The organism is Rhizobium sp. B230/85, assembly GCF_019355735.1.
GTDB classification, from domain to species: Bacteria; Pseudomonadota; Alphaproteobacteria; order Rhizobiales; family Rhizobiaceae; genus Rhizobium; species Rhizobium rhododendri.
The window spans coordinates 20,705-33,615 of record NZ_CP072160.1; the positions used below are offsets into that span (position 1 = coordinate 20,705).

Consider the following 12,911-nt stretch of genomic DNA (forward strand, 5'->3'; position numbering starts at 1 on the left):
ATCCTCCGGGATAGCTATTTGACTCCACATGTACCGGTGGCAACCAGGAAGAATCGCATGAATGATGATCAGCCCCAGATAAATGAAGCATGGCTGCAATGGATGAGGGATTTCCGCATGGCTGCGGCGAAGCTCGCGGACGTTGACAGCTTCGATGCGCCGGAAGGCGAAGAGCCCGAGCTGCTGTTCGTGAAATTCGCGCTGTTCGCCCGTGCCCTGACATTGTTCGACACGGCATTGTTGCTCGCTGAGCATGACAAGGTGCTCGATGTGCGCAGTACCTGCCGCAAGGTCGTCGAATGCGCGATCCATATGGATGCGGCGCGCCGCAAGCCTGATTATCTGAAGGCGCTCAAGGATGACGAAGCCAAGAGTAAATGGTCGAGAGCCAAGGCTTTTAAGGACATGCAGACGGACCTTGATGCCGGGTCGGGTAAGCTGCTGCAGGAATTCCTGAATGACAAGAAGGGCGCGCAGTTAAAGCCGAGTGACCTGAGCAAGGACAGCCAGTTCCCGCGCATGGCGCACATGTATCGTGAGATCTCGGCCGACACGGCACATGTCACCTACAGCTCGCTATTGCGGCATCGTTCGTTCCTGGCGGACGGGACCGCATTGTTCAGCCTCGATCCCCTGCTGGAGGAAGACGAGCTGCAGGAGACGCTGAACATACTCGGCCTCGCCGTTTTGCTGTGCGTCTTCAGCCTTGTGCGCATGATACCCACCATGGTGGGCGACGAAGCATTCTATGACCTGCATGCCCGCTACAAGGTGCTTGCCGCCGGCGGGCAGGCGCAGCTGGGTGAAACCGCATGAGGCGAGCGGAGTGAGGGGCTAATATGGATACGAGCGACACGCCGCGACAAGAGGTGTCTGCCTCCACGCTTCCACAGATTCAGGTGACGGTACAGGGCATCACCAACCAGTACGGCGCCGAATGCCTCGGGCAGCAGATGTTCCACATTCTGCGCGAGGTCGGGGAATATATCGATATCAGCGCGCTCGACGGTGTGACCGTAGCGGTCGATTACGATGAGGCGCTGCGTGACCTCGATCGCGGCGTCGAAGGGCTGGCGCCGTTGAGCCGTACCAATGACGAGGGCTTGGCCGGCGTCGGAAAGAGTATCGTGGTCATGCGTGGCGACGCCGTGAAGACGCATATCGTTTTGTCGGCGGGTCCGGTATGCCCGATTGTGCTCGAGGAGGCCGATCGCGACGAAGAGGATTTCCGGACGGCCATTGCCATCATCGCCCATGAATGCGCGCATGTCGAAGAAAACGCCTTTCGCGAGGACCAATTCCCTGGCATCCATTTTCGTCCGCCGACCGGACATTTCATCCGCGATCACGAGCAGCATTTCGCCGAAGCCTGCTGGGGTGAATACGCGGTCTGCCGTTTGTCGGCGGGGTTCGCGGTCAACGAGGAAGCCCGTTTCCGCGACAATTTGGCCGTCCGGCTGAAGGATTGCCGTAGCAGGGCGCGCGATGCCATCCGGTCCTATCGCCTGCATGGCAATGTGGTGCGGGTCTTTGAGGAAGTCGGTATCGTCATCCTTGAGCCCTTGCGGATCGCATCCTACCTGTTCGGCCATCTGGACGGGATGAACAAATACGACACCCTCTGCGAGGTAGCGCCCGAATTGCCGACCGAGGATCAGGCTTTTCTCAGGGTTATCGGTCGGCTGGTGGAGCAGCTGCGCGGCCTATGGGATACGCGTGGGGGCTGGCCGAGCTATGATGCACTGATCGATGTTGGTGCGGTCGGGTTCCAGCTTTTCGAGGAATTCGGCGTGCATTGCCAGCCGCAACCTGACGGGCAGGCCTATATCAGTGTCCCTTTCACAACGGATACGATGCCGGCAGGGTCTGCACAGGCCGATCTGTTGCGCATCCTGATGGGTGGCTACAGAGGCTAGAACCGTATTATGAGGCTGCACTGCTGCACCGATATATGATTATATATAAACCACCTAAGTGATGCGGTTCTGTGTATCAATGTTGCACTCTTCTGCAGAGTTATCTATATATTATCCTGTATAGACGGTATCATGTGATACAGGATAATGATCGTGGCATACAAGACAGAGCATATAACGCAGCAATTACGCGCTGCCAGGGAAGCGCAGAAAGTAAGCCAGCGTGAGCTGAGCGCACGTTCGGGCCTGACGCAAAGCCATATTTCCCAGATCGAACGGGGCACGATGGAGCCCGGACTAGGCAGCCTGGTGGATGTGGCGCGTGCACTCGACCTCGAGATCGTACTTGCGCCAAAGAAGCTGATGCCGGCGATCCGCAATATCCTCGATAGCAGCTCGACGTCAAATGACGTCCTTACATCCGACCAGCGCAAACTCGTGGCTCATCTCGAGCGATGGTTGGCGCAGTTCGGCTATGGGGCTGGAACAAGGGCCGACGCGGACATATTCAAGGATAGCCTGGCCCTCCTTCGGCATTTGCCTTTGACCCCTGACGAGCTGGACATGCTCAAGCGGGCAGCCGACCGCCTGGAGACTTCCCGGGCCGATAAGATGTCACGGCAAGAAATGGGTGCAATCGCGCGCGAGATAAGACAGCTGCGCAACGCCGCAGTGCATCGCGACCGCGATGACGCGGTCCCGCGCTCGGCCTACGCACTGGATGAGGACGACGATGCCTAAAGTCACGGTGCTCGATGTCAAGCTAAACGGCGAACCGGTCGCCACCCTGACGAACCTGCAGGATGGCCGCTCGATCTTCGCATTCAACGAGGGCTATATCGAAGACGAGAAGCGGCCGACACTCAGCCTGTCATTCAAGGACCCGTTCGGCGCACTGGTTACGAAGTTCCGTCCGTATAACATGGTGGTCCCGCCGTTCTTTTCGAACCTGTTGCCGGAAGGTCCGTTGCGCAAATACCTCGCCGAGCGCGCCGGCTTAAAACAGACGCGGGAGTTTTTCCTGCTCTGGATGCTCGGCCGCGACCTGCCTGGTGCGGTAACGGTACACCCCTCAGACGGCGATGACCTGCCGCCTGATGATGAGCAGGCTTCTGTCGAAGCGCGACCGAATGCGTTGCGCTTTTCGCTGGCCGGGGTGCAGTTGAAATTCTCGGCCTTCAAGAACACCACGAAGGGAGGCGGCCTGACTATTCCGGCCGAGGGTACAGGTGGATCATGGATCGTAAAGCTGCCCTCCCAGCAGTATAGCGGCGTGCCAGAAAACGAATTCTCAATGATGACCATCGCCGGCATGATGGGCATGGATGTGCCGGAGATCCAGTTGGTCGAGCTGGATGCAGTGAGCGGCTTGCCAAAGGGCGTGGGCGAACTGCATGGGCAAGCGCTCGCTATTAGACGTTTCGACCGTACACCGGAGGGCCCGGTACACATCGAGGATTTTGCGCAAGTGTTCGGCGTGAAGCCGGATGACAAGTACAGCAAGGGCAATTACCGGATGATCGCCCGCGTCCTCGGCATCGAGACGAGCACGGCCGACGTGGCGGAGTTCATCCGCCGGTTGGTCTTCAGCACACTGATCGGCAATGGCGACATGCATCTGAAAAATTGGTCTCTGATCTACCCCGATCGCCGCACTCCTGCGCTCTCGCCGGCTTACGATTTGCTATCGACCATCCCCTATATCGAGGGAGAGGATACGGCGGCGCTTAACTTTTCACGCACGAAAAGAATGGAGGAGCTATCGAAGGATGAGCTTGCACATCTGGCCGCCAAGTCGGCGCTGTCCGAAAAGCTGGTCCTCGAGACAGCACGCGAGACGGTCGGACGGTTTATGGATGTGTGGAAAAACGAGAAAAACAACCTGCCGATGGCCGCGAAGGTGCGCGAGACTATCGATGCACATCTGCCCACAATCGAGCTGTATCGGGAATTCAACGAAGCCACCTAGAAAAATGGAATCATCGGAAGATGATGCCCCACCGCCAAGGATGAAATCATAGATCTATATAGGGTGCATTTCCGGAAATTTTCGCTACTGGAACAATGTGAATCCTGGAACGACTTCACCATCGGCAAGATCATGGACCACCGCTACCGTATGCCTTGCGCGGGTTAGGGCAACATAGAGTTTCGCACGGGTTTCGGCTTTCAACGCCGATTGGGCGCCCTTCAGCCATTCCATCATTTCTTTCGTCGGATAGATAATGACGCGGTCAAAATCGAGCCCTTTGGATCGTCCGAACGTAAGCGACGGCAGTGCTGCAGATGCAACCCTAACGGCGGAACTCCATCGCAGCTGTACCGGTCGTCCGGTCTTGAGATAGCGTGGCAGATCGTTACGTCGGACGATGTAGAGACCCGCATCATCAGGGACCGGCTGCCTACAGTCGGCGCATTTACATGCAGTCGCTGCCGTCAATTTTGGATAAAGCTTCGACGATAGTTCGCAGATCGCGGTGCTATTGCGATGCGATGCCATGAGGCTGGTCACATCAATATCGCACGTGACTTTTCGGGGAAGTTCCGCCCGAATGAAGTCGGCAATCCCCCCATCCCTATACTTTTTAAGACGAGCCTCCAGATGAGTGACGTAGGTGACCTGCCGGGGATCACCCACCATGACGACGTTAGAAGGGCTCTTGAAGAGAGCGGTCAAAATGTCGAGGTCGTAGCCTGCAAGATCCTGGACTTCATCCACGAAAATAAACGGATAAATACGGGAAAGCCGCTCGATGACGGCGCCGTCTGCTGCCTCGTTGCATCGCACCACCAGCCTCGCCAGTTTGTCCGAATAGACGCGATTTCGACCGTCGAAGTAGCAGCGCCGGAAATCTTCTTCACCCCAATACACGGGGCGGTCTTGCCGGTCGCGACCGCGAAAACCGGATCTCTGCGAAACCAGAAGCATGCCGGCAACTTCCCAATCGAACAGCTTGCCTTGAAAGGGCTTGATGCCGTGCTCGATTAGCAGACTAAACCAGGTCTGGATATGCACGTTGCCCGGAACTGAGCCATGGATTTCGAAAAATTTGCGCCGGATCTCCTCTTCGTTCGATTCCGTGTAGTGGTGATGAGGACGCGCTTCTTTTCAACAGCAAGCGCCTGCCTGACGAGGTAGGTGGTCTTCCCCGAGCCTGCCGCAGCTATGACAAGCTTATTCGGCCCCATCATTTGGCGATCGCATCCAGAATATACTTCGGGTAACTGATTTTTGTCTTCGCCGAGAAGATCGCCAGCGCGCACTCGGTCTTGTTGTTTTTCATATAACGATGAAGGCCATCGAGATTATGCTTGGTTTCAAAGAGCTCATTGAAGGTCTCAACGCTGTTCGATTTGACCAGTTTCGGCTCGAGGGTGTTGTAATTGAACGGTTTGCCATTGAGGACCAGGTCGCCCTTATCCACCAAAGGGTCATAGCAGATTTTGATATGTTCGACGTCCTTGTATTTGGCGTATTTCTTTTCGAGCGCAGCAGTATCGCCGTCATTATCGGTCGCGACCACGACCGGGATTTTCAACGCGGTCGCCAGTTCGAGAAAACGCAGGAATGAAAGTCCGACCGAAATGACATCGATTTCATCCTCGATCGGCAATTTGCCATCGTTGGCATCCATATAGGCCCGCTGGACGACCAACTCGTCCGCATCGCCTTCGACGAGGATCGACTTCTGCGACAACACGAGACGAAGCGTGTCGTAACCAGGCAGCTTATGGAAGAAATCACTCGCTTTCAGATCCTTGATCCGTGTGACCTTCGCATCGCGCAGCAGTACCAAGTGGTCCAGTCCAAGTTTGTTCGCGACGAAGCTGCTATGTGGGGTGATGATGACCTGCTTGTCGCTATTGTCCTTGCTGATGTCGCCGATAAGCTGGTTGAGCTTTGAGTGCGAAAGGTGGTTTTCCGGCTCCTCGATCAGCAATACCGTCGCTTCGCTGTTCTTTTTGCTGCTCAGCGCAAGGCGTGTCTTGACGATGCACTGCTCGCCCTTGCCGATATAGTGGAACGGCACCTCGTTAATATAGGTCATCAAGCTGTTTTCCCACGCATTGTGGGACGACATATCGACGGAAATACTCACATCTTTGCGGCTGATTTTCGCTGCTTCCGCCAGCCTTTTATTGATGGCGCTAACATTGCCGTCGGCCTTGAAAGCATCTTTCAATTTCCGGTGGGCCTGCGATATCGCCACACGTTCCTTTTCGTCAAGAAACTCCCTGACGATGCGGGAGATATACATATCCGAACCGCTCTGAACGCGTGTACTCGTGGAATCGATTAGCGCCAATTTGATGGGGACGCCTCGAGCCGTCGCCGGTTGGCGGGAGAACTCCGACCATTGAACCTGATAGAATTCCAAGGGTATCGAGTGATCTCCTTGCTCTTCAGTAACTCGGTATGGGCACCGTCATATTTCTTATCGAACTCGATCGAGAAGAGGAGGCCGCGTGCCTTGTCGTTTTTCTCGGAATTCCCGTTTCCGCGCAGGTCTTCCAACGTATCGCTATCACCGCCGAAAAACAGCTCGATCTGGATCTCCGGCGGATCGAGAGGTTGTTTCGAGGCGATGCTGTCCAGATACGCCCGCTCGACCTTCCGGTTAAAAAGATAGGGAGATAGTTCGTTGCGCAGGTATTTCCGTTTCAGCATACCCGTCAGGCATAGATGGATAGCTTCGAGCAGCGTGGATTTTCCGGCTTCGTTGTTGCCGACGATGATGTTGACACCCTGATTGAAATCGACCTCGAACCAGCCTTCGAAACATTTGAAGTTCTTGATTTTGACTTTCTCGATATACGTCGACTTCCCTATTTCCAGCGAGGCAAGAATTCCAAATTGACACAGCTTTGGCGCGAACAATACGTTGCAAATGTAGGGTGATGCGAATCATCGGTGCAACGTTTCGGTGCGATGGTTTTACTATCGACAGGCGCGACGTGGGAGGCCTTGTATGTGGGCAGATAATGAGACTGAAAAAGACTTCCTTAATTTTTCGGGAGTGGCCGACACCGTAGCGGAAATCATCGTCCAGGCGCGGGGGCGCCCAATTTCAATTGGTGTCTCGGGATCATGGGGCATTGGAAAATCCTTCATGATAAAACTGACCCAAGCATCCCTCGCTAACCGAGAGAGGAAAGAAGGCGAGAAGGACTTCGTCTTCGTCGAATTCAATGCTTGGCTTTACCAAGGTTATGACGACGCTCGCGCCGCATTGATGGACGTCATCGCGACGAAGCTAGAGCAGGAAGCAAGAGCGCGCGAAAGAGGAGTAGACAAGGCCAAGGCGCTCATCAAGCGCGTGAACTGGCTGCGTGCAATGAAGCTCGCTGCCGGCTCGGCGATAGCGGTGTCGATGGGACTTCCTCCAACTGGGCTCATCGGCGAATTGTGGGGGCTGGGGCAGCGGTTTCTAGGTGGTTCCGTCGACCAAAAACTAATCGAAGACGCCAAATCGAAAGCGGGTGAGGTGGCAAGTGCTGCCTCCGGGCTTCTCAATCCGGCAGAGGAAACCTCACCTCCTAAGTGTCTGTTCAAGAATGGCGGGCGTGCGCGGGGTTGAGTGAAGGGCGGCAATCAGATTCTTTGTATTTTGCGACAAATACGGAGAGATCGAATGGCCTGGACACCCTTCACCCGGCGTCACCATGACAGAAGCCGCATGCGCTACGCAAGTGATCTGAATGACCGTGAGTGGAGCTTGATCGAGCCCCTCATGCCGAGGCAGCCTCGACTGGGCCGCAGACGCAAGACGTCGCTTCGGGCGGTGATGGACGCGATTTTTTATCTGCTGCAGTCAGGCTGCCAATGGGCATTGCTGCCGCATGATTTTCCACCGAAGAGCACGGTCTACCATTATTTCAAACGGTTTTGCCGGGACGGGACGTGGCGTCGTATCCATGACGCGCTCTACTGCCGAACGCGGCAGCTTGAGGGGCGAGAAGAGCAACCGTCATTTGCCATCATCGATAGCCAATCAGTGAAGACCGGCCCGGATGCTCGTCTCGATATCGGCTATGATGCGGGTAAGAAGATCAAGGGCCGCAAGCGGCACATTCTGGTCGATACTCTTGGCATGCTTCTGAAAGCCGAGGTCCACTCGGCAGGAATTCAGGATCGTGATGGAGCAGCACTTGTTTTCGACAGGCTCGCCAACCGTTTTCCCTTTATCGAGAAAATCTGCGGCGACGGCGGCTATCAGGGCACAACAGTAGAAGAGGCCAGCCCGCGACCGATGGAGATTATCAAACGAAACCAGGCCGGTTTCCAGGTGCTACCAAAGCGATGGATTGTCGAACGAACGCTGGCGTGGCTCGGCATAAACCGCCGAATGGCAAAGGATTTCGAGCGTTTCTCGGCCACAAGCCTAGCCTTCATCCAAACAGCAATGATCAAGCTCATGACAAAAAGGCTCGCTCGATACCCGCTTTCTTGAACAGACTCTAAGGAAATCCAAGCCCTCAGGGATAATTTCGAGGAGACCCTTGAGGAGCTTGGGGTAACTCTTGTCGTGTTGATCGACGACCTTGACCGTTGCCTCCCCGAGACGACGATCTCGACCCTTGAGGCCATACGGCTGTTCCTGTTTCTGAAAAATACGGCATTCGTCATCGCGGCCGACAACGACATGATCAAACACGCCGTCCGCAAGCATTTCGAAGGCGTTCCCGACGATCTACTTGTCACCAGCTATTTTGACAAACTGATCCAGGTCCCCATTCGCGTTCCTCCCTTGGGAACGCAGGAAGTCCGCGCGTACATGATGTTGCTCTACATCGAAAACAGCGACTTGAAGGACGACGTAAAGGAAAAGCTGCGGGTTGGAATAATCGATCAGTTGCGAAAGACGTGGCAGGGTGCGCGCGTCGACAAGGCATATGTAACGGGACTGCACGAGAACATACCGGCAGATCTTATCGGACGTTTTGATACGGCTGAAAGGCTCGCGCCTATCATGACGACGGCCTCGGGCATTGTCGGTAATCCACGACTGATCAAACGTTTCCTGAATGCGCTGTCGATCCGAATGGCGATCTCCAATGCGCAGGGTGTCGGCGTGGATGAGGCGGTCCTCGCGAAGCTTCTCCTGTTCGAACGGCTCGGCAGCCCCTGGGCTTATGCGGATCTCTTGAAAGCCGTGAGCCAAGATGACGCTGGCAAACCCAGATTCCTGAAGGATTGGGAGGACGCAGCCACTGAAGGAAAAGAGCTGAAGCTTGCAGCTACTTGGGACGAAGCGTTTTCAAAGGAATGGCTGGCCCTGCCTCCGCCGCTACATGATGCGAAATTGATGGGCGCATTGTGTGTCAGCCGCGAGCATGCGCCGCTTATCACGCCCGGCGATCGTCTCACGACGGAAGCGGCCGAAATATTGACGGCGATGCTCACGCATCCGGACATGGCTGCGGCGCTGGTCGACAAATTGGCACGGGTGTCGCGCATCGAAACGTCGATCATCATGGATCGTCTCCTGGAACGCGCCCTTCAGGAACAAGAATGGGGCGTCCCCGCCATCCTGGAGGCCTGCCTAGCGCTTGCGAACGCCGACCCTCAGCAAGGACTGCGTTTGGCCGCGTTTCTTATCGATCGTCCACCGGCGCAGATTGCGCCAGGGATCGTTCCGAAAATTGGAGATCAACCTTGGGCGGACGGCGTTTTCGCGAAGTGGAAGCGCTCGGGTGTGCCGCAGGTCGTCAAAAAAGCGATCGAGAAGGCTGAACAATAATGGGGACATCTCAATCGAGCAACGGACCCAAGGGAGGCGTCCCCATGGTGCCCGGGTGGACGCCCGCGCCACCGGCGGAAGACCCGCCTCCCGGAGATCAGCCGCCGGACGTGCCGCCCGATCCTACTCCGGATCAAAATTCGCCATAACAGGAACGGAATGATCCTGCTCCGAACAAACCTGACGCGCCAAACGTGCCGCCACCGGCGGCCCCTCTCGCGCCCGGAAGCCGGTTCGCTGGCGCCCGTCGAAGCCTTGGTGAATTTGCGAAAGCCGGAAACCTGAGTGACCTGCGTCGGAGTTTGGGCAACTACGTGCGTACGGGCTACGGTGGATCGAGGACGACAACGAGCAGGTTCGGCGGGACTGCTTCGACCGCCAGTGCACTCGGCGGCATCCTCGAAGGCATGGCGCAACAGCCCGCGGGCAGTCCGCCGGATCCGGCACTCCTTTCAGGCCGCACCATGATTGCCGGGACCTGCGTGGCCGGCAATGTTGGGCTTGAGTCCGTCGTCAACAATGCAAGGCGTATTTTTGAACTCTGCGAACGCCGGGACATTCCGGTCTATTCGGGAGCCGCGCGGCCGATCATGGCATCGCGCGGAGGCTTCTCCATCATGCACGGTTCCGATGGTCTTGCCGGCAGTAGGTTGCCTGCGCCAACAATGCCGCTTGCGAACGGTCATGCGGCCAACGAAATCTCGCGTATCGCGTGGGCGGAAGGCAAGCTGAATATTTCCGCGACGGGGCCGCTCACCAATATAGCGCTAGCCGTGCTTCTAGATCCGAAACTGCCCGAGTTCATCAGCGCCCTTAGCATCATGGGCGGCGCTGCGTTCTGTCCTGGCAAAAGGACGTCGCTGGTAGAATTCAATTTTGCGGTTGACTCCCACGCGGCGGCGATCGTGTTCGATAGGTCCCCGATCACAATGGTGGGCCTCGACGTAGCACGGTAGGCCACCGTCACCGAAGAGATGATCCGGCAGGTGCAGGCGATTGATACGCCGGTTGCGGAAGAAGCGGCGCATCTGTTGACCAATTACGGCTCGAAAGATCCGTGCTTGCACGATCCGGCAGCCATCGCGTGGAAGCTTAAGCCTGAAATCTTCAAGACTCTGCCGGCAAATGTTTCGATTTGTACGGATCAAGGCCTCGGAGAGGTACTCGTAATCCCATTTCCAACTAGTTATGATTGATTATCTGTCGAGTGTGAAATGTTTCCGCCAAACTACGTTTTGTTTTAAGTATTTATTGCGAGGAAAACGGACAGGTAAAATGCGTTGCAGCTCCTGCTGCGCGTCATGAGTTTGCTATTAGTGAAACGTGTGGGGAATGAAATCAGTGACTGATGGTGGGCAGAGGCTTTGCTGCGCATGTAAGCAAAGCCTCAAGTTTGGGGCGACGAAATGTAAGGCCTGTGGTACTGATCAGCGGTGGTGGCAGCGCGCTTTGGTTATGGCAGGTGCAGTTGCTGCCGTGTCGTCTCTTGCAACGCTCGCCGCTGAGCAGGCTTTCGGTCTTTTCAGCGCACACGGTCCTAAGTTTGTTGGGGCAGTAGTTGCAATCGACGACGATAACGTTCGTTTTTCAGTATCCAATCAAGGTGACCGATCGGGCACATTGATGGATGTTATGCTAAGGGTTGAACCCCGCGAGAGAGCTTGCAGCGCGCGCATAGTATCCTTCGACGTCAGGCTGGAGAGCGAAAACCTTCAGCAGGTCCTTGAGGTCGGGAAGACCTCTTCAATATCCGCACGGCTATCCGTAGCTGTCCGGCTTCCGCAAACTTTCATTCCGGAGGCTCTATCCGATCCGCAATATAAAGAGATCATAGAAGGCCACCAGGATTGCAAACTACTTCTGACATATGTCGACCACGATTCTACAGTCAGGCAGTCGAGCCTGCCATTCGCCTGTATACCTCAGATTTGTTCGTAAGGCCGATACCTGCAAGCAAGGGTTGGCGAGGTGTACCATATATTGACTGAACAGAAAGTCAATTAATAGGTTAACATGGTTTGCTCCGAGGCGTATAACCGCACCCCACTAGATGCCGTAATGGGCCGGCTCTTCCGAGATTGTAGCCAGATTGGTGGCTGTCCCTCAGAATGACGATGTTGAAACGGGGTCCGAACGGGTCGGCCCCAAACATCAAGTGAGGAACAGCCATGGACTATTATGCTGGAATTGATGTTTCTTTGGAAGCAAGCAGTGTGTGTTTGGTGGATTCTGCAGGCAAGATCATCCGCGAGACGAAGGTGGCGAGCGATCCGGATGCGCTCATCGAATACTTTGTTTCGCTGGGGCTTGAGTTGAAGCGGATCGGCTTGGAAGCTGGGCCATTGTCTCAATGGCTGCATGAAGGCCTGACGAAGGCTGGCTTTGATGTTGTTCTGCTGGAGACCCGTCACGTGAAGGCCGCGCTATCGGCGATGATTATCAAGACGGACCGGAAAGATGCACGTGGCATCGCACAGTTATTGCGCATGGGCTGGTATCGTGCCGTTCATTCAAAGTCTCCCGGCTGCCAAGATGTCCGAGCGCTTTTGACCGGTCGCAAACTGCTGCAAGCCAAATTGCGTGATGTGGAACTGAGCATTCGGGGCATTTTGCGGGGCTATGGTTTGAAGGTTGGCGAGGTGAGCCGCGGCCGATTTGAAGCACGAATATTGGAGCTCGTGGAGGGACATCCGGTATTGAAGACCGTGATAGGCGCTATGTTGCAGGCCCGTCTTGCGCTTTGGACCGAGTTCACCAAAATGCATCGTGAGATGCTGAAGATCGTTCGTCAGGATCGGATCTGCCAAAGACTTATGACCACGCCGGGCGTTGGCGCGCTCGTTGCGATCACATATCGCTCGGCAGTGGACGACCCAACGCGGTTTGCAAAATCTCAAACCGTCGGTGCGTACTTCGGGTTGACACCGAAGAAGTACCAATCCGGCGAAACGGATCTGGACGGTGGCATCAGCCGGGTCGGTGACACAATGGTGCGCACTGCCCTTTACGAGGCGGCCCACATCATGCTGACCCGCGCCACCAGGTTCTCGGCGCTGAAGCGGTGGGCAGTCGACGTGGCAAAGCGGCGTGGCATGAAACGGGCAAAAGTTGCGCTTGCCCGCAAGCTTGCGACAATCCTTCATCGCATGTGGATGGATGAAAGCGAATTCCGTTGGGGCAAGGAAACATCTGCGGCATAGATAGCGGCATCGAGACGAAGCCATTGTAAGGTTTCGTCTCCATCAAGGTCCCG

At 55.8% G+C, this 12,911-nt stretch carries 10 protein-coding genes and 2 pseudogenes; 10 read left to right on the top strand and 2 right to left on the bottom strand.

Going from position 1 to position 12,911, the window contains the following annotated elements:
- The first annotated feature begins 57 nt into the window (after positions 1-57).
- From J5289_RS27845 to J5289_RS27865, 4 genes are all read left to right on the top strand, one after another.
- Positions 58-816, top strand: a complete 759-nt coding sequence (locus J5289_RS27845) for a DUF5677 domain-containing protein (RefSeq protein WP_247750817.1) — start codon at positions 58-60, stop codon at positions 814-816.
- A gap of 23 nt (positions 817-839) precedes the next feature.
- The gene (locus tag J5289_RS29640; RefSeq protein WP_247750818.1) at positions 840-1,916 is read left to right on the top strand and encodes a hypothetical protein; all 1,077 of its coding nucleotides are present in this window, start codon (positions 840-842) and stop codon (positions 1,914-1,916) included.
- A 153-nt stretch (positions 1,917-2,069) separates the two neighbouring features.
- Positions 2,070-2,657 carry a helix-turn-helix domain-containing protein gene (locus J5289_RS27860; protein ID WP_209207883.1) on the top strand — a complete coding sequence of 196 codons (588 nt, stop codon included), beginning with the start codon at positions 2,070-2,072 and terminating at the stop codon, positions 2,655-2,657.
- Entirely contained in the window at positions 2,650-3,885 is a 1,236-nt protein-coding gene (locus J5289_RS27865) for a type II toxin-antitoxin system HipA family toxin (protein WP_209207884.1), read from the top strand. Before J5289_RS27860 ends, J5289_RS27865 begins: the two co-directional genes overlap by 8 nt.
- Positions 3,886-3,969: 84 nt before the next feature.
- On the opposite strand, the gene J5289_RS27870 is transcribed toward J5289_RS27865, so the two are convergent.
- Positions 3,970-4,932 carry an ATP-dependent helicase gene (locus tag J5289_RS27870; RefSeq protein ID WP_257625549.1) on the bottom strand — a complete coding sequence of 321 codons (963 nt, stop codon included), beginning with the start codon at positions 4,930-4,932 and terminating at the stop codon, positions 3,970-3,972.
- Positions 4,933-5,104: 172 nt separating this feature from the next.
- Positions 5,105-6,747: pseudogene (locus J5289_RS27875) on the bottom strand (ATP-dependent endonuclease).
- Positions 6,748-6,886: 139 nt separating this feature from the next.
- Here J5289_RS27875 and J5289_RS27880 point away from each other — a divergent pair.
- From J5289_RS27880 to J5289_RS27905, 6 genes and pseudogenes are all read left to right on the top strand, one after another.
- A complete protein-coding gene (locus J5289_RS27880; protein ID WP_247750822.1) occupies positions 6,887-7,495 on the top strand; it encodes a P-loop NTPase fold protein in 609 nt (202 codons plus the stop codon).
- 54 nt (positions 7,496-7,549) lie between these two features.
- A complete protein-coding gene (locus J5289_RS27885; RefSeq protein ID WP_219276585.1) occupies positions 7,550-8,368 on the top strand; it encodes an IS5 family transposase in 819 nt (272 codons plus the stop codon).
- A gap of 9 nt (positions 8,369-8,377) precedes the next feature.
- Positions 8,378-9,658: pseudogene (locus tag J5289_RS27890) on the top strand (P-loop NTPase fold protein); the annotation flags it as partial.
- Between the two features lie 314 nt (positions 9,659-9,972).
- Positions 9,973-10,614 (top strand): nucleoside hydrolase, encoded by a 642-nt coding sequence (locus J5289_RS27895; protein WP_209208041.1) that lies wholly within the window; start codon positions 9,973-9,975, stop codon positions 10,612-10,614.
- 18 nt (positions 10,615-10,632) lie between these two features.
- Positions 10,633-10,854 carry a hypothetical protein gene (locus J5289_RS27900; protein WP_209208042.1) on the top strand — a complete coding sequence of 74 codons (222 nt, stop codon included), beginning with the start codon at positions 10,633-10,635 and terminating at the stop codon, positions 10,852-10,854.
- A 972-nt stretch (positions 10,855-11,826) separates the two neighbouring features.
- Positions 11,827-12,858, top strand: a complete 1,032-nt coding sequence (locus J5289_RS27905; RefSeq protein WP_209208043.1) for an IS110 family transposase — start codon at positions 11,827-11,829, stop codon at positions 12,856-12,858.
- Positions 12,859-12,911 lie beyond the last annotated feature (53 nt).